At 28.8% G+C, this 21,726-nt stretch carries 20 protein-coding genes and 1 pseudogene; 10 read left to right on the top strand and 11 right to left on the bottom strand.

Annotated features, from left to right (window positions below; genetic code table 11):
• Positions 1–301: 301 nt before the first annotated feature.
• The 6 genes from rpl7ae (at position 302) to bioD (ending at position 3,467) form a co-directional block, all read left to right on the top strand.
• On the top strand, positions 302–655 hold the full coding sequence (gene rpl7ae / locus METOK_RS05995; RefSeq protein WP_013867325.1) for a 50S ribosomal protein L7Ae: 354 nt from the start codon (positions 302–304) through the stop codon (positions 653–655).
• Positions 656–687: 32 nt separating this feature from the next.
• The gene (locus METOK_RS05990; RefSeq protein ID WP_013867324.1) at positions 688–915 is read left to right on the top strand and encodes a 30S ribosomal protein S28e; all 228 of its coding nucleotides are present in this window, start codon (positions 688–690) and stop codon (positions 913–915) included.
• A gap of 10 nt (positions 916–925) precedes the next feature.
• The gene (locus METOK_RS05985) at positions 926–1,114 is read left to right on the top strand and encodes a 50S ribosomal protein L24e (protein ID WP_013867323.1); all 189 of its coding nucleotides are present in this window, start codon (positions 926–928) and stop codon (positions 1,112–1,114) included.
• A gap of 369 nt (positions 1,115–1,483) precedes the next feature.
• Positions 1,484–1,822, top strand: a complete 339-nt coding sequence (locus METOK_RS08480) for a hypothetical protein (protein WP_232210790.1) — start codon at positions 1,484–1,486, stop codon at positions 1,820–1,822.
• 100 nt (positions 1,823–1,922) lie between these two features.
• Positions 1,923–2,498, top strand: a complete 576-nt coding sequence (locus tag METOK_RS08740) for a hypothetical protein (protein WP_013866559.1) — start codon at positions 1,923–1,925, stop codon at positions 2,496–2,498.
• Positions 2,499–2,825: 327 nt separating this feature from the next.
• Complete coding sequence (bioD, locus tag METOK_RS05975; RefSeq protein ID WP_013867322.1) at positions 2,826–3,467, top strand: dethiobiotin synthase; 642 nt, start codon at positions 2,826–2,828, stop codon at positions 3,465–3,467.
• Between the two features lie 8 nt (positions 3,468–3,475).
• Here bioD and METOK_RS05970 read toward each other — a convergent pair whose 3' ends face one another.
• Both METOK_RS05970 and METOK_RS05965 read right to left on the bottom strand, forming a co-directional pair.
• Positions 3,476–4,477, bottom strand: a complete 1,002-nt coding sequence (locus METOK_RS05970) for a vWA domain-containing protein (RefSeq protein ID WP_013867321.1) — start codon at positions 4,475–4,477, stop codon at positions 3,476–3,478.
• A gap of 44 nt (positions 4,478–4,521) precedes the next feature.
• The gene (locus METOK_RS05965; RefSeq protein WP_013867320.1) at positions 4,522–5,646 is read right to left on the bottom strand and encodes an ATP-binding protein; all 1,125 of its coding nucleotides are present in this window, start codon (positions 5,644–5,646) and stop codon (positions 4,522–4,524) included.
• Between the two features lie 231 nt (positions 5,647–5,877).
• Here METOK_RS05965 and cobN point away from each other — a divergent pair, with 231 nt between their 5' ends.
• Positions 5,878–9,681, top strand: coding sequence for a cobaltochelatase subunit CobN (gene cobN / locus METOK_RS05960; RefSeq protein ID WP_013867319.1), 3,804 nt, complete (start codon positions 5,878–5,880; stop codon positions 9,679–9,681).
• A 108-nt stretch (positions 9,682–9,789) separates the two neighbouring features.
• Here the strand turns inward: cobN and METOK_RS05955 are convergent, their stop codons facing one another.
• From METOK_RS05955 to eno, 9 genes and pseudogenes are all read right to left on the bottom strand, one after another.
• Positions 9,790–10,716, bottom strand: coding sequence for a CBS domain-containing protein (locus METOK_RS05955; protein ID WP_048057917.1), 927 nt, complete (start codon positions 10,714–10,716; stop codon positions 9,790–9,792).
• 163 nt (positions 10,717–10,879) lie between these two features.
• Positions 10,880–11,662 (bottom strand): Nif3-like dinuclear metal center hexameric protein, encoded by a 783-nt coding sequence (locus tag METOK_RS05950; RefSeq protein ID WP_013867317.1) that lies wholly within the window; start codon positions 11,660–11,662, stop codon positions 10,880–10,882.
• A gap of 1 nt (position 11,663) precedes the next feature.
• The gene (locus tag METOK_RS05945; RefSeq protein ID WP_013867316.1) at positions 11,664–12,296 is read right to left on the bottom strand and encodes a HemK2/MTQ2 family protein methyltransferase; all 633 of its coding nucleotides are present in this window, start codon (positions 12,294–12,296) and stop codon (positions 11,664–11,666) included.
• Between the two features lie 82 nt (positions 12,297–12,378).
• A complete protein-coding gene (locus METOK_RS05940; protein ID WP_013867315.1) occupies positions 12,379–12,855 on the bottom strand; it encodes an RNA-binding protein in 477 nt (158 codons plus the stop codon).
• Positions 12,856–13,021: 166 nt separating this feature from the next.
• Positions 13,022–15,739, bottom strand: coding sequence for an alanine--tRNA ligase (gene alaS, locus METOK_RS05935; protein WP_013867314.1), 2,718 nt, complete (start codon positions 15,737–15,739; stop codon positions 13,022–13,024).
• Positions 15,740–15,944: 205 nt separating this feature from the next.
• Complete coding sequence (locus tag METOK_RS05930; protein ID WP_013867313.1) at positions 15,945–16,289, bottom strand: hypothetical protein; 345 nt, start codon at positions 16,287–16,289, stop codon at positions 15,945–15,947.
• A complete protein-coding gene (locus METOK_RS05925; RefSeq protein WP_013867312.1) occupies positions 16,286–16,546 on the bottom strand; it encodes a hypothetical protein in 261 nt (86 codons plus the stop codon). Before METOK_RS05925 ends, METOK_RS05930 begins: the two co-directional genes overlap by 4 nt.
• A gap of 88 nt (positions 16,547–16,634) precedes the next feature.
• A pseudogene (locus METOK_RS05920) lies at positions 16,635–17,133 on the bottom strand (acylphosphatase).
• A gap of 159 nt (positions 17,134–17,292) precedes the next feature.
• Positions 17,293–18,573: a phosphopyruvate hydratase gene (eno, locus tag METOK_RS05915; RefSeq protein WP_013867311.1), complete on the bottom strand. Its 1,281-nt coding sequence runs from the start codon at positions 18,571–18,573 to the stop codon at positions 17,293–17,295.
• 506 nt (positions 18,574–19,079) lie between these two features.
• Here eno and rnhB point away from each other — a divergent pair.
• The 3 genes from rnhB to METOK_RS05900 all read left to right on the top strand — a co-directional run bounded on the left by rnhB (position 19,080) and on the right by METOK_RS05900 (position 21,673).
• Complete coding sequence (gene rnhB / locus METOK_RS05910; protein ID WP_013867310.1) at positions 19,080–19,997, top strand: ribonuclease HII; 918 nt, start codon at positions 19,080–19,082, stop codon at positions 19,995–19,997.
• A 163-nt stretch (positions 19,998–20,160) separates the two neighbouring features.
• Positions 20,161–21,045, top strand: a complete 885-nt coding sequence (locus tag METOK_RS05905) for a tRNA (adenine-N1)-methyltransferase (protein ID WP_013867309.1) — start codon at positions 20,161–20,163, stop codon at positions 21,043–21,045.
• Positions 21,046–21,217: 172 nt separating this feature from the next.
• Positions 21,218–21,673, top strand: a complete 456-nt coding sequence (locus tag METOK_RS05900; protein WP_048057916.1) for a 30S ribosomal protein S15 — start codon at positions 21,218–21,220, stop codon at positions 21,671–21,673.
• The last annotated feature ends 53 nt before the right edge of the window (positions 21,674–21,726 follow it).

Here is a 21,726-nt window from a genome sequence, read left to right as displayed (position 1 = left end):
TTTTAACATCTGTTATTAATTATATTTAATTACATAATACATTATTTATTAATAGAATATAATTTAACTGTAAATGAGGTAATATATATAAATTTCTATTTGTAGCAATATGAAACTTAATTATATTAAAAATTAGATTAAATATTTAAATACATAGTTAAATCTCAAAATATGCTAGACCATAATCTATATATATAACTTTGAAGGATATAGGCACTAGCCACTCTTTTTAATACCATGATGATATGAGTGGGCATAATCCGGATAAAAAACGATTTTTAAAAATGAAGGAGGTCATACTATGGCTATATATGTAAAATTTGAAGTTCCACAAGAAATAGAAGAAAAAACAGTAAATGTAATTTCAAAATCAGAAAAAGTTAAAAAAGGAGCAAATGAAGTAACAAAAGCAGTAGAAAGAGGAACTGCTAAATTAGTAGTTTTGGCAAAAGATGTCCAACCAGAAGAAATCGTTGCTCATATACCTGTAATTTGCGAAGAAAAAGGTATTCCTTACTCATATGTAGCTACAAAAGAAGATTTGGGAAAAGCCATTGGCTTAGAAGTTCCAACATCAGCCGTAGCTGTTATAGCTGAGGGAGATTCAAACGCATTAAAAGAATTGGTAGAAAAATTAAACGCATTAAAAGCATAAATAAATATAAAATTATACGGATAGGTGATTAAATGTCTGATGACATGGTCTATAAGGAGGCAACAGCCGCAGAAGTTCTCCAAGTAAGCGGAAGAACCGGCGTAACAGGAGAAATATTCCAAGTAAGATGTAAAATCCTCGGTGGAAAAGATACTGGAAGGATTTTAACAAGAAATGTTAAAGGTCCTGTTAAAGTTGGGGATATTATAATGCTTAGAGAAACAGAAAGAGAAGCAAAACCATTAGGTAGAAGAAGATAAGGTGAATAACATGGAATGGAAAACATGTAATTTTTGTGGCGGAAAAATTGAGCCAGGAACTGGAAAAAAATATGTAAAAAAAGACGGTTCCGTTATATTTTTCTGCTCATCAAAATGTGAAAAAAATTTCAAACTCAAAAGAGTTGCAAGAAAGTTAAAATGGACTCCTATATATCATAAAAATAAACAACAAAAATAATTTTATTTCTTTTTTTTAAATTTTGGATTAGGGTTATTATTAAAAAATATATTTATATATTATATCATTAAATTATATCGTTATATGTGAGTATATTAGTATATGTAATTATATTAATATTAATAGTTAAAAAATTATATAAAAAATTACGAAAATTATTAAATTATTAAAAAAATTTATATTAACTGATAGTGTGATTTAACGATATCAACCTTAACATCAAAAAATAAAAATAGTTAAAAGCAATATACTCAAATAAAAAAGTTTAGTGATAACAGGTTAGAAACACTTAATAATGTACTCACTAATTCTATAAATAGTTTAGGATTTAACTGTTCAGATGAGTTATCCAGGTTTGCACAGGTTAGAGTGCTAACCCCAATAAAGACCATTAAAGCATTTTCAGAGAGTATTTCAAAAATCCACAGAACTACCATCATCAAAAACATTCAAAAACTATCAAAAAATGAGATTTGCGTATATAACCAATTAGCAAGCCTTCCCGATATCTTGAATGATAAAAGGTTTAAATTCACTGCAATAATTGATTCAACATTCATAAGGAGATGGAGTGAAAAGGTTTATGGATGTGGTATTAGATATAATTACATCGAAGAACATAAAAAACTCTATCAAGAACAAATAAATTGCTGTATTTATCATAATAAAAAGGGATATACTCAATTTATACTACAACAAAACCTTTAAACAAAAATCTACAAATATATTTATAGATATTCTTGGGTTCTTATCCAACACCGATATCAGGACGGTAATAGGAGACGCTTTTATAACTACAAAGGATGTTATGAAGGAGTCTAAGAAATTGGGTCTATGTTACATTGGGAAAATTAAGAAAAACATCATAGTTGAGTATTTTGGTAAGAAAGTCCAAATAGAAAAACTATTTAAGAAGGATTTGGAAGAAAATAAGTTTAAATTAAGGACAATTAACGAAACAGAAGTTAAACTATATCATAAAGTGGTTAATATCCCTAATGTAGGTAGGGTTAAAATCGTTGCAGTGCTAATGAAACTTAACAAAAACCCAAGGGGTTTTTGTAAGTCAGCGAATCTTTCAGATTCGCTTCGAAACCAGGAGGAACCCAAGTATTTGGTATGTATAGACCATAAAAAGAAGGCAGAAAATATAATAGGGGAATATATCAAGAGACCTATGATAGAAGAAAAGCATCAAAGGGATAAATCAGTTTTAAAAATTGAAGGGAACTATTTAACATCTAAAAATAGTAATATAGGGTTTATTAGATTTTTAGCAATAGTTTCAAATTGCATAGAATATTTAAGCCATAAATATGGTTTATCATTTTATGAAGTGGTTAAATCGTGTAGTAAAGAACTAATAAAGAGAGGAATACCGTAATCACACTGTCAGTTTGTAAATATTTGATATCTGATGAATTCTTTAAAATAATCGAAGAAGAAAATGAGACATATAGTAACGATTATAAATTTAAAACATTGTTTGAAATGGTAGAAACACTACTTTAATTTTTAACTATATACATTCAATTTATAAATAATCATGTCTGAGCTCATACTATAAGTTTTTATTATCACTTCGGAGCTCCGATATAAACCGTATATAAAAATATGTATATATTAAAAGTTAAGATTAATTGATTTTATTTTTGTAAATTATAATATTAATTTTTATTTTATTTTATAAAATAGCAATTAAAGTGATAACATGATATTTATTACAGGAACCGACACAGGAGTTGGCAAAACTTATGTTTCATCCATTTTAGGAAATATTTTAAAAGAAAAAGGTATCAATGTTGGATACCTTAAACCAATAGAATCAGGGGGGAGAGAGGACACAATAACCTTAAAAAATACACTGAATTTAAAGGACGATTTAGACTTAATAAATCCAATAAACTTAAAAAATCCACTATGCCCAAATATTGCCTTTGAAGTTGAAAATTACAATATTTCTTTGGAAGAAATAAAAAACAGAATAAAAAATTCCTTCAATATTTTAAAAAACAAATACAACTTTTTAATTGTAGAAGGGGCTGGGGGAGTTTGTGTTCCAATAAAAGACAACTTTTTGATGTCCGATTTAATAAAATTCTTAGAGCTCCCTACGATTATAGTTTCAAGACCTAACTTAGGAACCATAAATCATACACTTTTAACAATCGAGCATCTGAGAAACAAAAATATATCTGTTAAAGGAGTAATTATAAATTGTATAACTGATTTAGGTGATATTCCTTACTATGAAAAAACCTTTAAAACAATAGAAAAATGTGGAGATATAGATATTATAGGTATCGTTAAAAATAAGGATAAATACGATATAAATGTTAAAAAAATTTTATGATTAATTATTTAATTAAGGGCATTTAATATATTTTCGGAGGATAAATCATCAATTTTATAATATTTAAATCCATATTTTTTAGCAATATTTTCTCCAATACCTATTTTTATAAATGATTTTGGTTCAGTATCTATTAGTATTACATTTATTTCATCTTCTGCAAATTTTTCACAGATATCATATACTTCTTTTATATAATCTTTTTCCATGGCTACATTTGGCTTAAAATCACTTATAAATACAACTATTGGAATGATATTTGGATTTTTTCTCATGTTGTTTTTAATCACTTCATAAGATTTTAAAAATGCCTTTGAAAGAGGAGTTTTACCGCCTGTTGGGGTTTCACTTAAACATTTCTCTGCGAGCTCGACAGATGATGTGAATGGTAATAGGAGCTCCGCACTATCTTTTCTAAATGTAATCATAGATACCTTATTTCTCTTTTGATATGCATCCATTAATAAGGATACCACAGCCCCTTTTGCAGCTTCCATTCTTTTCATAGCCCCCATAGAACCGCTTGCATCCACACTAAAAAGTATATTTGTTGAAATTTTTCTTTCCCTTATTTTTTCCCTTAAATCTTCCTTTTTAAGATACAATGCCACATTTTTATTATCGGATTTTTCTTTTCTATCCTTTTGATACAATGCACTTGCCCTTAGTGTGGCATCAAATGCTATATCGGTCGTTTTTCCATTTGGAATCCTGTATTTTATGTATCTACCTTTTTTACTTATACTTTTAACATGCCTTCCGCTTGAATACCTACTTATATTATCTTTTAGTTGTATTTTTATTATATTTGGGTTTATACCTCCTTTGGCATTAAACATCTGTTCCTGAGCGTTGCTGTCTTTATTATTTTTATTATTACTATCATTATCTTTATCGTTATTATTGTTACTATTATTATCGTTATTGCTATTATTATTGGTATTTTGGTTATTATCGTTTTCATTGGGATTGTCCTTTTTATCTTCTTTATCTTTATTATCGTCATGCACATCTGTTTTTTCGTCCTGTTCTTTTCGTTCTTTATCGTTTTCATTTAGTTTTTTTTTAGATTATCCTCTTGTCCATTTTTATTCTCTTCCTCATTCTCATTTTGATTATTATTATTTTTTTTGTCATTTTCATCGTTTTTATTATTTTCATTATTTTTTTCAAAATCGTTTATCATTTCCTCTATTTTTTCATTGTTTAATTGTGGTGGTTCAAATGGTTTTCTTCTCATCCTATGGGGCAGTGCCAATTCGCATGCTTCCTTGATATCATCGGTATTGACATAATCCCTTCCATTAAAGGAAGCTATGGTTTTTGCAGTTCTTGCCACAGTTATATCTGCTCTATTTGTGGGGATGTTTAATTCTATACAAATCTTTGAGATTAATTCCAATAAATCATCGCTAATTTTTACACTATCCAATATTTTTCTCGCATTTTCTATTTTTTCCCTTAGTTTAATCTGTTCTTCTTCATACTCTTTAAATATTTCGTCTGGATTTGTATTAAACTTCTCAACTCTCTTTATAACTTCCACTCTCTGTTTAACATCATTCAATCCTTCCACATCAACCATTAAACCAAATCTATCCAATATCTGTGGTCGGAGCTCACCTTCTTCTGGATTCATCGTTCCAACCAATATAAAATTAGATGGATGTTTAACTTTTATACCTTCCCTTTCAATAGTATTCCATCCCATGGCTGCTGCATCTAAAAGAATATCTACAATATGGTCATCCAATAAATTTACCTCATCGATATACAGTATATTTCGGTTTGCTTCTGCCAATATACCGGGTTCAAGTGCTTTTACGCCTTCTTTTATGGCTCTTTCTATATCGAGTGTTCCTATTACTCTATCCTCTGTGCTTCCTATTGGTAAATCCACAACCTTCATCTTTCTTTTAATGGTTTTTAATGTTCCTTTTGTTTTGTTTTCTTTACATATATCGCACATATCACCATTTGGATTGCAGTTAAAGGGACAATTTTCCACAACCTCAATTTCAGGCAGGAGCTCCGCCAACGCCCTTACTGTTGTGGATTTCGCTGTTCCCTTTTCACCTCTAATCAATACACCGCCTATTTTTGGATTAATTGCATTTAATATTAGTGCTTTTTTCATTTTTTCCTGTCCTACTATTGCTGTAAATGGAAATACGACCATAAGATTACCTCTTTTAATGTTAAATTTATTATTAATTATTAAAATTATTAAATCTATTAAAATAAATTTAATTTTATTATAAATATTTTTAATTATATATATTATTAGGTTATTTTTATAATTTTCAATTCATCATTATTAATCATTACAATAATAGTAACTTATATATAAGATTAACTATAATTTTTTAATATTGCTATAATAATTATATTAATATATTATGGTGTTAATATGATAATAGACAAAAAAAGTATTACCAAATATATAACACAGGATATAACAATAACTGTGGTAATGTGGGCATCATACTGTTCAATAATGAATGAAGCATACAAATCCTTAAAAAAGGAACTTAAATATAACCATAATATTGACCTTAATTTAAATATTTACTCCACACGAGATATATCCGATAAATTAGAGGAATTTTTAAAAGATGCAAAAAAATCCGATATTGTTTTCATGTATAGGACTTCGTCCGATGAATTTTATGATAGTATAAAGGATAATAATAATATAAACTCAGATTTTAAAAATTTAGTAATTACTGGGCAAGACCCTACATATTGGAACTCCAAATTATCCTCAAAGGCTTATTTATACACGACCTATGGTGGCATTGATAACTTCAAAAATTTAATATTATATCTATTGGCAAATAGCGATTTTGGTAGTAGTAATAATATTAATGAAAATAGTAATAATAGTAATAATAATAGTAATAGTAATAATAACAGTAATTTTGTGGAAATAAATTACAATGAACCAATAAAACTTCCATTTCAGGGCATATATTCAAAAAATAAATTATCCAATAAAGGAATACTTTATGAAAAATTAGAGGATTTCTTAAAAAATAGTGAGTTTGATAAGAAAAATACCATTGGTGTTTTATTTTCTAGACATTACCTTGTAAATGAAGATATGGAGGTTATAGATAAACTAATAAATAAATTAGGTGTATATTTTAATGTTATTCCAGTATTTACCTATGGTGCAAAGGATGAAGATTTAGGTGCCTTAGGAAGTGGAGAGAGTGTTTTAACATATTTCTTTAAGAATGGCACACCTATAATCGATGCATTAATTAATTTATTATCATTTCCATTGGGCACCGTTAAAGATAACCATAACCATTCATTGAAGAAAATTACGAGCTCCGAAATATTAAAAAAATTAAATGTTCCAATATTTCATCCTATAACGAGTTATTATAAATCTTACAATGAATGGAAAGAGGATATTCAAGGATTATCATCTGAAATTGGATGGAATGTTGCATTACCTGAATTTGAAGGAGTTATTGAACCAATAATCATTGGAACTACGGAAAAAAATGAGAGTTTAGAGAAAAAAAAGTCTATTGAAGATAGAATTGATAAAGTGATTAGCAGAATAAAAAGATGGATTGATTTGAAAAATAAAGCTAAAAATGATAGAAAAGTAATATTTATTTTACATAATAATGCATGTGCTTCTGTTGAGGCTACGGTTGGAAGTGCCGCACATTTGGATACATTTCAAAGTGTAGTAAATATCATGAAAAGAATGAAAAAAGAAGGATATTATATTGAAAATATTCCAGAAGATGGAAATAACCTTGCAAAGATGATTCTAAATAAAAAGGCGATATCGGCATTTAGATGGACTACTGTAAATGAAATAATATCCAAAGGCGGAGCTCTGTATTTAATGGATGAAAAAGAATATATGGATTATTTTAATACCCTTCCTGAAAGTGTTAAAAATAAGGTATTGGATACATGGGGAGATTTAAATGGAAAAGACGATGGAGTTCCACCAGGAATGATATTTAAAAAAGATGGGAAGAATTACATTGTAATAACTGGATTGAAATTTGGTAATGTCTATATCTGTGTTCAACCAAAAAGAGGCTGTGCTGGTGCAAGGTGTGATGGAAAGGTCTGTAAGATACTTCATGACCCTGAATGTCCTCCAACTCATCAATTTTTAGCATCATATCATTACTTTAACAAAATTGGCGATGTAATTGTCCATGTAGGAACGCATGGAAGTTTGGAGTTTTTACCTGGAAAAAATGTGGGATTATCGAGTAAATGTTATCCCGATATATGTATAGGTGATATCCCCCATCTATATATCTATAATTCCGATAATCCGCCTGAGGGGACTATTGCAAAGAGAAGAAGTTATGCTACATTAATTGACCACATGCAAACAGTCATGGTTGATGCATTTTATGATGAACTTGAAACGCTAAATAACTATGTAGAAGAATATTTAAAAGAGATGGATATATCAAGAAGACATCAATTAGAGCATTTAATTGTTGAAGAGGTTAAAAAAACCAATTTATTAAAAATTAAGAAAATAATTGAAAATATTGAAAAGGATAGAGATAAATCCATCCATGATAATTTTAATAAAATATTTCCAGAAATACGGAATACATTGGAAATGATAAAAACATCTAAATGTAACGATGGTATGCATATATTTGGTGAGCTCCCGCAGGGAGATAAAAGAATTGAATTTATAAATGCAATATTGGAATTTGATTATAAAGATAAAAATTTAAAGGATTATTCACTTCGAGAGAGTATAAAAAAAGTATTGAATGGTGAAGATATAAATGATGGACATTTAAAAGAAAGGATAATTGATTTAAATAAAAGATTAAATGATTCAAAAGAAATAGAAAGTTTGTTAAATGGATTTGATGCAAAATACATTGAACCTGGACTATCTGGATTAATCACAAGAGGAAGAGACGATATTTTACCAACTGGACGGAATTTTTATTCATTAGACCCATACAAAGTTCCAACCAAGGCAAGTTATAGAGTTGGGGTATTACTTGCTGAGAAACTTATTAATAAATATTTAGAGGAAGAAAAACGATATCCAGAAAATGTGGCTATGTATTGGATGTGTTCAGATATTATGTGGGCTGATGGAGAGGGAATGGCACAAATACTACATTTATTAGGGACAAAACCAAAATGGAAACATGGAAAGGTTGTTGGTGTAGAAATAATCCCATTGGAAGAATTAAAAAGACCAAGAATTGATATAACATTGAGGGTAAGCGGGATTTTAAGGGATAATTTCCCAAATTGCATGGAAATTGTTGATGAGGCAGTTTCAAAGGTTGCAAAGCTTGATGAACCTGATGAGATGAATTTTGTTAAAAAGCATGTAATGGAAGGATTAAATAATGGGTTATCATTTAGGGAGGCAACATACAGAATATTCTGTTCAAAACCAGGAACTTATGGAAATGGTGTTAAATATGCCATATATTCAAGTGCATGGGAAAATGAAGAGGATTTAAAAGATGCATTTATGTTTTGGAATTCCTATGCCTATGGAAAAGGTGTTTATGGAGATAAGGCAAAAAAATCATTTGAAAATATATTAAAAAGTGTGGATTTAACATTTAATAAAACTGTAAGTGATGAATACGATTTATTTGGGTGCTGTTGTTATTTTGGGACTCATGGCGGATTGACAAATGCTGCAAGGGTTATTTCAAAAAAGGATGTTAAAGCATACTATGGGGATACAAGAAATCCAAATAATGTGGAAATGAGGACTTTAAATGAAGAGATTGAAAGGGTCTCACTTTCAAAACTATTAAATCCAAAGTGGATTGAAGGCATGAAAAGACACGGCTATAAGGGGGCAGGAGATATATCAAAAAGGGTTGGAAGGGTATTTGGTTGGAGTGCTACAACAAAAGAAGTTGATAACTGGATTTTTGATGAAATATATAATACATATGTGAAAAACGAAGAAAACAGAGAATTTTTTAGAAAAAATAACCCCTACGCCCTTGAAGAAATTGGAAGAAGATTGTTAGAGGCATATCAAAGGGGATTTTGGAAAACTGATGAAAATAATATAGAGGATTTAAAAAGAATATATATGGAGATTGAAGGGGATATCGAAGATACCTATGGAGATATTGATATTGGGGAATTTCAAGGAGGTAGCATTGATATCGATATGATTTGGAAAGAAAAATTAAAGAAAAATTATGTAAGACTTTAATTTATTTATTTTTTTAAAATCCCTGCTATTTTTAAATGCATATAATTATTTTATACTTTTTAAAAAGAATATGTTATGTATTAAGTAATAAAAATAATAAAAAATAATTTACAGTTCTTTTTTGTCAATTAATTCTTTTAATATCTTTGGAAATAATGCTCCTTCAATGAGTTTTAACACATCTGTTCTTGTAATAATGCCTATTACCTTACTATCTTTATCTACAACTATCAATCTACCAACACCTTGTTTTTCCATTAGAATAAGGGCATCATACACTTTTTTATCGGGCGTTATCGTTAAAGGATTTTTAGCCATAATCTTTTCTACGGATTCATTTTCTAAACTGTTTGAAAGGGCATAGGCAAGGTCGTGAAGTGTTAATATGCCCACCAAGTTGCCGTTGGATATTATCGGAGCTCCGTTTATATTGTTATCATAAAATATTTTAGCAGCATCTTTTATGTTTGTATCTGGACTTAGCCATATTAAATCTTCTTTAATTGCTATGCTTTTAACAGTTATATTTGGAATACTTGTAACACCTATAACATCTATTAGCAATATATGGTCTATGTCATCCCTTCCAGATACCTTACCAAAGATTATTATTTTATTGTGGTATGTGGGCCCTATTTTTACAATATCCCCTTCATTGAATATTTTTGTATCTCCTTTTATATATATCATCGAAGAACAGGATTTTTCATGTGCAACGGTATCAAAAACTATTTTTTCAACATAGACTCCTTCAACCCTTTCATCCCCTTTATAAATAGGCACACTTATTTCTTCTTCACCTGATATTAATCCTACGGCCCTATATGCACTACTTGTTGGAACATATCCCCCTTTTGGTCCAGGCACCCCATCTACTAAATTTAATGCTCTTAAAGCCTGCATCTGATTTCTAATAGTCCCCGGGTTTCTATTTAATCTAATTGCTATTTCTGTTCCTTTAACTGGCCTATTCTTTTCTCTGTATATGGCTATCAATTCTTGAAGTATCTCTTTTTGGACAATAGTTAAATCCATAAAAACACCCATTACAAATGATTATAATTATTATTATAAATTATGATATATAAAATATAAAAATGTTTTTATTTATTTTTTAATTATAAAAAAGAAAGAATAAAAATAAAAAAGAAAAATAAGAAAAAAAATAAAAACATAAAAAAGAAAAGCAAGAATATTATTAAAAATCCAACGAAATCAATTCAACATTTAAATAATCCTCAATATATTTTTTAAATAATTTTAAGCCATAAACTTCTGTTCCATAATGTCCTCCATCTATCACACATAAACCGAGCTCCTCCGCAAGTATCTTTGAGTGGTGGGTTAAATCCCCAGATATATAAACATCTGCAAATTTTGATACATAATTAATCGATTTTTGAGATAATCCATAACCTGAGAGAATAGCAACCTTTAAATCTTTTTTATTGTTGTTTTTACTGTTATTATTTTTATTATTTACAATTTCTGCATTTACAACAGTGGGATTTTTTGTAATATATTCTTTTGTAATATTTAAAATATCCTCAAATGTTCCATTAAATATACCTAACCTACCTAACCCATTATCGTATAGATATTTAACATCTTTTAAGTGATATAAGTCTGCAAGTGCATCATTTAACCCATTTTTACATATATCCAAATTTGTATGGGCAGAGTATAGTATGATTTCATTTTCCATCAATATCTTTAATTTCTCATACATAACCCCAGTAAATGTCCTAATGGGGTCTTTCAAAATAGGATGGTGAGTAAATAAAAAATCGACTCCTTTATTTTTTGCCTTTTTTACAACACTTAATGAAGGGTCTAATGCTATACCGATTTTTTCAATATCTCTGTTTAGATTACCTCCAACTTGAAGTCCTATATTATCCCCTTCAATTGCGAGCTCAGGTGGTGCAAATGTTTCTATAAATTTTATAATATCTTTGCTTTTAACATCCTTAATATGCATACTATCCTCTCTTAGCTGTAATTATCTGTAATTCCTCATAAGGGAATTTCATTGATGCGGTTTTTTTAGCCTCAAATCCATGTTTTTTTAATAATGTTAATGTTTTTTCTTCCCCTGTTAATGATGACTGAACTATTTGAATTATACCATTTTCTTCTAAATAATGGCTAACTTTATGGATAAACCTATCAAGAACTTGTCTTCCATCAATGCCCCCATCAAATGCATAATTTAAATATTTTTCAAGTTTCTCCTCCTCTGAGGTTGGAAGATAAGGGGCATTAAATAGTATTACATCGAATTTTTTGATATTAAGTTTATCCATTATCTCGTCCATATTTTTAAATAAATCACTTTTAAAAAAGAAAATATTTCTGTTTAATTCCAATTTATTCAATAATGCATTTTCCTTTGCTATTTCTATTGAATAAGGATTTACATCCACACCAATTACTATTTTAGCACCTTTTTTTATGGCATTTATTGCCTGTATCCCTGTCCCTGTTCCAACATCCAAGACTGTTTTATTTTTCACATTCACTAAATTATCCAATAGGAGCTCGCTATCCTCAGCAGGTTCATAAACTTTTGAATGGGTTTTTATTAAAATATCTTTTATCTTTAATATTTTCATAATATGCCTGTAATTTTTTAGTTATAATTATTATTAATATTTATAATTAGATATTTGCAATTATTAATATTTATTGATATTCTTAAAATTTCCATATGTCATCCCCAATGTAATGAATAGTTTTAATAGCCCTGCCTTTATTTGATTCTTTCATTTCTTTTCCATCCATTAAAGCTTCTCCAACACATAAAGGTCTGCCATGTGTTTCATCCACCACAAAAACCACATCTCCCTTTTTAATATTTTCATCGGCATCGACTATTCCAGGAGCCATTACATCGGCACCTTTTGCTAGAAATCTCACAGCCCCCATATCAACTACAACCTTACCTTTATTCAACTCATGAGTTAATAAGGTTTTTAATGTTGGATAAATTTTATCATTTAATTTAAATGCTATTGGTTCATTGTTTAGTAATATCATCTCGTAATTGTCTGTTATGGCGAGCTCACCATTGGCATTTTTTGGAATTACTTCAATTCCAAATATATTATTTAATTCTTCTCTTATTCTTTTTAATTCCTTCTTTTTTAAACAATATCTCCTTTTTATTTCCAACTTACCACCAATGCTATATATAATATATTATTATCTTTATATCATTATATACTTATGTATTTATATATATTTAAGATATTTTTTAACAACTATATATTTATACCCTATAAAAATATAAAAATATAAAAAAAGTATAATATTTTTTATTTAATTATTTATTCCTAATTTATTTTAATTCTTCAAATACTTTATTTTTAAGTGTTTTAAGGTCATCTAAACATTTACCCTGTGCTAAGTTATCTTTTCCTCCACCTTTTGCTATTTTTCTCAATAACTCACCCATGCTAATATCTACACCTTCGCCTTTTTTACATAAAATATAACCGTTATTATTTAGAAGAACAACAATAGAACCTTCTTTTATCAGATTATCTGCAATTGACATCAATTCCTTTGGATTTCCTTCAACCTGCTCAACTAATATATCATAATTTCCAACTTTTTCAAATTTATTTGCGAGCTCATATTTTTTATATTCTCCAATTTTCTTTTGAAGTTCTTCAATTATTTTTTTCTGCTCTTTCCATTCTTCAAAGAACCTTTTAACAGTTTTTGGAAGATTTTCAATAGGAACGCCCAATATTTCCGAAGAGTTGATTAATATATCCTCCATTGCACTTACTTCCATAACTGAATTTATTCCGCTTGTGTATTCAAGCCTTTCAACTCCATCTTGGATTCTTTCGGTTTTTAATATCTTTATATAGCCAACTTCTCCCGTATTTTCGCAGTGTGTTCCACCGCAGGCCTCAACATCTATGCCTTCTATATTTATTATTCTTAAAACATTTCCTGGAACTACCCCACCTTGATATATTCTAAATCCATATTTTTGCTCTGCTTCATTTCTGCTCATAAATGTGCTTTTTACGGGAATATTATTTAAAACAATTTCATTTGCAATTCTTTCTATTTCTTTTATCTCATCCCTACTTATTCTTTTATAGTGTGTAATATCCAACCTTGCCTTATTAGGTTCAACATTAGAACCAGTCTGCCAAATATGTTTTCCCAAAACCCTCTGAGCTGCGGCATTTATTATGTGTGTTGCAGTGTGGTTTCTCATTAGATTAATTCTATGATTCCAATCTATTACGCCTTTTACGACATCTCCTTCATTTAAACCATTTACATCGGATAATTTATGATATACAATATCATCTTTTTTCTGAACCTCAATAACTTTTTTGCCGTTGATAGTCCCAATATCGTATTTCTGACCACCGCCTTCTGGATAAAATATTGTTTTATCGAGAATAATATAATTATCAATTATTTTTAAGATTTTTCCTTCAAATTCTTTCTGTTTTGGATTTTTGTAGAATAATAATTCGGTTTTTTCGATATCTTCATTCAGCTCTGGAAGTGCTTTTTTCTGAGAATTTAATTCATCGGATTCTTCTGTTTTTTTCTGCTCATGCCTTTCTGCAACTATTGTATAAAAATTGTCTGGGATATTTAATTTTATGTTTCCGCTTTTTTTGTTTTGAGTATTACTTTTACTGTTTATTTCACTTACAATATCCTTTACTACCTCTGGTGGAAGACCTTTACTATCATACAATTCTATTAAATCATCAAGGGTTATCTCATTTTTGGATTTAACAAGCCTTTCTACAATACCTCTTCCTTTGTTTATTGTTTGAAGATATTTTCTCTCCTCCTCATCGACTACATCCATCATATAATCTCTCATTTCAAGCAATTCTGGATAGAGCTCCTTTAACTCTTCGAGCTGTAAATTTATTATCTCCTTCAATGGCATTGTAATACCAACATTTTTCATATACCTTAATGTTTTTCTTACAAGCAACCTTGCTAAATATCCATCTTTTACATTTGATGGAACGATACCATCTCCAAACATAAATGCAAGGCATCTTGTATGGTCTGCTATGGCATATATATTTTCAAGGGGCGTGAGTAATTTATCAAGTTCATCCACATTCATTTTAAGTTTTTCAGCAACCTTTTGTCGTAAAATTCTCAAATCTCCAACATTTTCTATATCCATAAGTCCCGCAAGTGTGGCACTCTCTGCAAGTATTCTTTCGTCGATATTTTCAATATAATCTATACCTGCATTTTCCTTCAATTTTTTAACGATATTTCCAAATATAGCGTCATATACCGTAGGAGTCCCCTGAGATGCCCATACAAACCTTTCAATACCATATCCTGTATCAACGACTTTTAAGGGCATTTCTTTATATTCATTTCCAATTTTCTCATACTGCATAAATACCAGAGTGGCGAGCTCTACACCATGAGTGATTACCTCATAACATGGTCCAGCATTTCCTCCACCTTCCCACCAACTCTCTATAAAGGTTATGGATTTCTCATCAATACCGAGTTTTTTCATGAAATTAAAGCATAATTCTACGGTTCTGTCTGTCCAATATTTAAAATCATTTACTTTATTGAATGCGTGGTGACCTCCCATTGTAAAGCATGTTAAATGCCTTCCTGTCCTTCCAACATTGTCTATGTCGTTTAATCTAATACATGGCTGAGCTATTACAAGTGGATTTGCAACAGGTTCTACGATTCCTTTTGTTACCCACGGCTGAAATACGGCAATAGATGCAATTGTTAAAAGAATATCATTTCTCCATCTTCTCGCAGTTACGGGATGCCTTTTTATTGGAGTATGTCCATTTTCTTCAAAGAATTTTAAAAACTCCTTCACCATTTCATTATATGTATATTTTTTATTGGTAATCGGGGCTCCGATGAATGAATATTTATCACAGGGACTATCCCCACAGGTTTCTCTCTCTGGGTCTAATGTCCAAAAATACTGTCCGCATTCTTTACATTTTTTCCTCATGAATCCTTTTTCTTCAAATAACTGCACTTTATAATCATGGTTTATTTCCATAAAATCACGCCTTTTTTTAGTTTTTCTTTATTATTTTTTAATATGATATTACTATAAAAATTAACATGATAATGATAATAATGGTTTTTTAAAAAATAATTTTTAAGGATATATAATAGATAAATAAATATTTAAAAATCTTTCGTTTATTTAACCCATTAAAAAAGTAATAATATTTACCAATAATAAGTGCAATAGAGATATACTATTTAGTTTTATATCCAAATTTTTTATTATATTTTTTATGGTCTAAAATATCCAAAATAACCACGATAATATTTATCCCATAATTGGTAATAGTATAAAGCATTCTCCAAAACTGCGGCAATTCTACTCTAAATAAATTAGAAATTCCGTAATTATTAATATATTCTTTTGGAATTAGTCTTTTACTTATTGCATCTCCATAATGAACATTACTTTTGAGAATTTTAACTTTATCGTTTATAGCATTAAATAAAGAATTATTTTGTTTATAATTCAAATTATTTTTTAAATAATTATAAACATCAAATGCATCAGGGGATAAAATTACCCTAATTTTTTTCATAATTCAAACCCTTCATTAATTATCTTTTGTAGTTTCTCATTATTGTTGTATATCCAAGAAATGCCTTTTTTTGATATTATGATTTTATTGGAATTCTCCAAATAATCAAGAATTTCTTTTAATATAGAAATATTTATGTTTGTTTTTTTAGATAGTTCGTCAATTGCAATTATTGAATATTCCTTTAAAGTATTCTCGACTAATAAAATATCATTTAATGTTGGGCAGGTTCTTATTTTCGAAGGATTTATTGCCATGAGCTCACCTATTTTTATTATATTTTAAATGATACATCGGTAAGTTTTAAACATTATTATAAAAATTTATATTTATATCTTAAATATCTTAAAGTTTCTTTTCTATTTTTTCTAATATAGTTAGCATTTTCAATTGGATTTCCTTTATTTCGTCCTGACCTTTTTTAACTTCTTCTAAAACTCCAAATATCATTTTAATATATTTAACCCCTTCATCAAGCTTCTTATTTAATCGGAGTGAGCGAAGCGAACGGAGAGCTACGAAAACATTGGTTTTCGTTCAACTCAATTAAATCATCCGCCGAAATTCTATTTATTCCCCTAGGAAATTCAATAAAGCGTTTAATTCTTTTTCTTCAATTTTTTCTATATTTATTAACTCATCTTTTTTTCCCAGTAGTTTAATATTGTTTTTAAATGCTTCTTTTATTTTTTCATCATCAAAATTTGCCAAAATTCTAACTGTTCCATCCCTATAATTATAAACTACTCCATTAACACCTATGCATGCCCTAATTTTCAATTATGTCCTTAAATCCCACATGCTGAGTTTTACCATATATTTTTAATTCGTAGGTTGTAGCCATGAAATCACCAATTATATATCATGTGCTTTTTATGTCCTTAATTATATATAAATTATTCGATATAATTATTTATAACACCTAAAAATCAATCTTTTGAAGTAATATAAAAATAAAATAAAAAAGTAAAAAATTATAATTAAAAATAAAAATATTATTTATTTAAAAAGGACATCTGAAATTTTTTCCAGCATATTTTGGATAACCGAGCTCCTCTTCAATTCTCATAAGTTGGTTATATTTTGAAGTTCTTTCTCCTCTTGCAGGAGCTCCTGTTTTTATCTGTCCTGTATTCAATGCAACTGCTAAATCTGCTATTGTCGTATCTTCTGTTTCTCCACTTCTGTGGGATACTACAACGCCATATCCGTTTCTAAATGCAAGATTTGCCGCATCTATTGATTCGGACAATGTTCCTATTTGATTTACCTTTAACAATAAGGCATTTCCTGCACCAACTTCAATGCCTTTTTTCAATCTTTCCGTATTTGTAACAAATATATCGTCTCCAACCATTTGAATACCTTTTAATTCCTTTGTAATTGTTGCAAATCCCTTGAAATCCTCTTCATGAAGTGGGTCTTCAAGTGATACTATCGGATATTCATTTACTATTTCTTTATATAATGATATGAGCTCATCTGTGGTCATAGCTTTTCCTTTTACAATATACTTCCCTTTTTCTTTATCGTAGAATTCACTCGCTGCACTGTCCAATGCAAATACAATTTTATCCTCGTATCCTGCTGTTTTTACAGCCTCATTTAATAAATCCAATGCTTCTCTAATGTCATTTACTGGTGGTGCAAATCCTCCTTCATCTCCAACATTTGTAGCATCTTTTCCGTATTTATTTAGAATTACATTTTTTAAGGTATGGTAGGTTTCTGAACACATTCTTATGGCTTCTGCTACTGAATCAGCACCAATCGGCATAATCATGAACTCTTGAAAGTCGAGCTCATTACCTGCATGTTCCCCTCCATTTAAAACATTCATCATTGGAACAGGCATTACATATGAGTTGCATCCTCCAATATATTTGTATAAAGGTAATGATGCATTATCTGCTGCTGCCTTTGCAACTGCCAATGAAACAGCCAATATAGCATTTGCCCCTAATTTTCCTTTATTTTCTGTGTTGTCTAATTCTCTCATTATTATATCGATTTCTCTCTGCATTCTTGAATCATAGCCTATTAATTCGGGTTTTATAATGCTATTAACATTATCTACTGCCAATAATACCCCTTTTCCTCCGAACCTTGGCTCTTTATCCCTGAGTTCTACGGCTTCGTGAGTCCCTGTTGAAGCTCCGCTTGGAACTATGGCTCTACCATATCCACCACCAACTGTTAAGACCTCAACCTCTACTGTTGGATTTCCCCTTGAATCGATTACTTCCCTTGCTTTAATGTCGTATATATCAAATGAATCGTCCATGTTTTTTAACAAATTCTCACCTCTATGCTAATGGTATTTTTATGTTATGTGGTTTATAAAATATATAATAAATGCAATAACAATTATAGCAATAATATGGCAATATTGATAACATAAATTTATTTAATAATAATATATAATAATTATAACTTTAATATTTTAATGATAAATGCAAATAAATGTTAAAGTATAAATGAGCTAAACCTAAAACATTACATAAATACAAAGTCAAAAAACTAAATATAAAGATTAAAAATAACTATTAAAGAATATAAATTAATAGATATGAAATATACCCACCATTGGAAAATCGCATGTTCATTGAAACCTGATGGCTACTCCATACGACCGCCTTATAGGTGGGAATTCTAAACGCAGTATCATCAAAATCAACTGCAATTATAATATTGTCTTTAAACTATATTAATTTTTTTATTCATTTATTTTATATCTATTTTATAGTTATTTGGTTTTAATAAAATTAAGTTAATTTATTGAGGTTTAAAATGTATAGTAAAAATAACTCCATTAATCATAATATATGCAACAATATGGACGATGATATAAATTACAATAATAGTAATAATATAGATAATAATACTAATAATAACAATAATAAAATAATACTTGGTCTGGATGAAGCTGGTAGAGGTCCTGTTTTAGGTCCTATGGTAATTGCACTTGTTAAAGCCACTGAAAAAGACCTGCCAAAATTTGATGAATTGGGTTTAAAAGATAGCAAAAAGTTGAGTAGGCATAAGAGAGAGGAGCTCTATAAAATTATTATGAATAATTATGAAGTTAAGAGCATCATACTTGAAGCAAAAGATATAGATAAAATGATGGAGAAAACCAATTTAAATAAAATTGAAATAATGGTATTCTCAAAACTGATAAATAGCGTTTTAAAGGAAGAATATAAAGATTATAAAAATAAAAACCACAAATTAAATAATAAATTAAATAATAATGAAGTAAATGATAAAATAAATAGTAATAAAGTAAATAATAATAAAATAAATAATAAAAAAATAGATATATACATTGATGCATGTAGTAGTAATGAAAAGGCATTTTCAAACCAGATAAAATCTAAATTAGTAGTATATAATGATAATATTAAGATTATAGCTGAACATAAAGCTGATGATAAATATAAAATTGTATCTGCGGCTTCTATCGTAGCAAAGGTAATTAGGGATAAAATTATTGACAATTACAAAGAAATATATGGAGAGATAGGTAGTGGCTATCCAAGTGATAAAACCACCATAAATTATTTAAAAAATTATGTTAAAGAACACGGAACTCTTCCAGAAATAGCTCGAAAAAGTTGGAAAACTTCTAAAAACATACTGAAAGAATTTGAAGATGAGATGAATAAAACCAATAGAAATAATAGCCAACAAATGAAGTTAATTTAAATTCATTCTTATTCTTATCTTATTATTTATCTTATTCTTATTATTATAATCCTATACTATTCTATGTTTATTATTATTTTGGTTAAAAAAACTTATAATAATTATGCATAATACACATTTTATAAAGATATAATGTATATATAACTAATATAATGGTGAAACTTTGAAAAAGACTAAAAAACTCATAATAGATGAAAGAGGAAAGAAATATCTTATAAAAAATGAAGTGAATAAATTTGGAAATGATTTAGGAGTAATTGATTTAGAAAATATGGATGAAGGAACTGCAATAACTTCACATAACAACCACACCTTTTATCTCGTTGAACCAACAGTTTATGATATTGTAAAAAAGATGAAAAGAAGCGTAACAACTCTTTTACCAAAAGATATAGGTATGATATTAACATACTGTGGGATTGAAGATGGCGAAACTGTTGTGGAGGCAGGCACAGGTTCCGGAGCTCTGACAATATATCTTGCAAATGCTGTGGGAAAAAATGGAAAAGTAATTACCTATGAAAAAAGACCTGAATTTGCAAAGATAGCTAGAAAAAATTTAGAAATTGTTGGAGCTGTGAAAAAAAATCAAAAAATCATTGGTTTAGAAGAATATGAAGAAAGCAATGAAAATAACGAGGATAATAAAAATAATGAAAATAATAAATTAAAGGAAAATGAAAATAATAATAACAATGGATTATACAATGTAATTCAAAAAATCGGAGATATTACCGAAGGTATTGAAGAGAAAGATGTAGATGTGATAGTTTTAGATATGCCTGACCCTTGGAATGTTGTTGAACATGCTAAAAACTCGCTGAATAAAGCAAAGGGGAGAATTGCCATATATGTTCCATATATAGAACAGGCTAAAAAAAGTGTAATGGCTTTAAAGGAGCATAATTTTTTAGATATTCAAACTGTTGAGTGCATTGTTAGAAATATTGAAATTACTGAAAAAGGAGCTCGACCATCTACAAGGATGATAGGTCATACTGGATATATAGTCTTTGCAAGAGTGAGACCAACAATATGTAATGAATAAAAAGTATATCATACTATTTTTAATTTTTCCATACACTAAGAGACTCATCCATTAAGATAAACATGACCACAAACTATATATAATATATAACTATAATTCTAATGAAGTCGTAATGACTTTGAACTGGGAATCATCGGAAAATAAATATAAAATGAATAATGGGCGTGATATAATGGCAAGATTGCATTCAGGAAAAAGAGGTTCCTCCGGTTCAAAGAAACCTTTAAGGACAGAAGCTCCTAAATGGGTTAATTTGACAGCTGAGGAAATTGAAAACAAAATCGTAGAAATGGCTAAGGAAGGAAAACAATCCGCACTTATTGGGACAATTTTAAGAGACTCCTATGGAGTTCCTGATGTAAAATTAATCACAGGAAAAAGCATAAGTCAGATAATGAAAGAAAACAATGTTTATCCTGAAATTCCAGAAGATTTATTCAATTTAATGAAAAGAGCAATTAATTTAAGAAACCACCTTGAACAAAATCCAAGGGATATTCATTCAAGAAGAGGATTACAATTAATTGAATCAAAAATCAGAAGATTGGTAAAATACTATAAAAATACAAAAGTATTACCTGCAAAATGGAGATACTCACCAGAAACCGCAAGGTTATTGGTAGAATAATTTTAATTAATTATTATTTATTTTTTCCTTCTTATTTTTATCTAAATTTTATT

Origin of the sequence: Methanothermococcus okinawensis IH1 (assembly GCF_000179575.2) — an archaeon.
In the GTDB taxonomy this organism is placed as follows: domain Archaea; phylum AGJL01; class Methanococci; order Methanococcales; family Methanococcaceae; genus Methanofervidicoccus; species Methanofervidicoccus okinawensis.
This window is presented reverse-complemented; position numbering and strand designations above follow the sequence as displayed.

Bases quoted from the DNA above. Each gene is read 5' to 3' on its own strand.
- rpl7ae (WP_013867325.1), top strand. From the start codon at position 302: ATGGCTATATATGTAAAATTTGAAGTTCCACAAGAAATAGAAGAAAAA.
- METOK_RS05990 (WP_013867324.1), top strand. From the start codon at position 688: ATGTCTGATGACATGGTCTATAAGGAGGCAACAGCCGCAGAAGTTCTC.
- METOK_RS05985 (WP_013867323.1), top strand. From the start codon at position 926: ATGGAATGGAAAACATGTAATTTTTGTGGCGGAAAAATTGAGCCAGGA.
- METOK_RS08740 (WP_013866559.1), top strand. From the start codon at position 1,923: ATGAAGGAGTCTAAGAAATTGGGTCTATGTTACATTGGGAAAATTAAG.
- bioD (WP_013867322.1), top strand. From the start codon at position 2,826: ATGATATTTATTACAGGAACCGACACAGGAGTTGGCAAAACTTATGTT.
- METOK_RS05965 (WP_013867320.1), bottom strand. From the start codon at position 5,646: ATGGTCGTATTTCCATTTACAGCAATAGTAGGACAGGAAAAAATGAAA.
- cobN (WP_013867319.1), top strand. From the start codon at position 5,878: ATGATAATAGACAAAAAAAGTATTACCAAATATATAACACAGGATATA.
- METOK_RS05955 (WP_048057917.1), bottom strand. From the start codon at position 10,716: ATGGATTTAACTATTGTCCAAAAAGAGATACTTCAAGAATTGATAGCC.
- METOK_RS05950 (WP_013867317.1), bottom strand. From the start codon at position 11,662: ATGCATATTAAGGATGTTAAAAGCAAAGATATTATAAAATTTATAGAA.
- METOK_RS05945 (WP_013867316.1), bottom strand. From the start codon at position 12,296: ATGAAAATATTAAAGATAAAAGATATTTTAATAAAAACCCATTCAAAA.
- alaS (WP_013867314.1), bottom strand. From the start codon at position 15,739: ATGGAAATAAACCATGATTATAAAGTGCAGTTATTTGAAGAAAAAGGA.
- METOK_RS05930 (WP_013867313.1), bottom strand. From the start codon at position 16,289: ATGAAAAAAATTAGGGTAATTTTATCCCCTGATGCATTTGATGTTTAT.
- METOK_RS05925 (WP_013867312.1), bottom strand. From the start codon at position 16,546: ATGGCAATAAATCCTTCGAAAATAAGAACCTGCCCAACATTAAATGAT.
- eno (WP_013867311.1), bottom strand. From the start codon at position 18,573: ATGGACGATTCATTTGATATATACGACATTAAAGCAAGGGAAGTAATC.
- rnhB (WP_013867310.1), top strand. From the start codon at position 19,080: ATGTATAGTAAAAATAACTCCATTAATCATAATATATGCAACAATATG.
- METOK_RS05900 (WP_048057916.1), top strand. From the start codon at position 21,218: ATGGCAAGATTGCATTCAGGAAAAAGAGGTTCCTCCGGTTCAAAGAAA.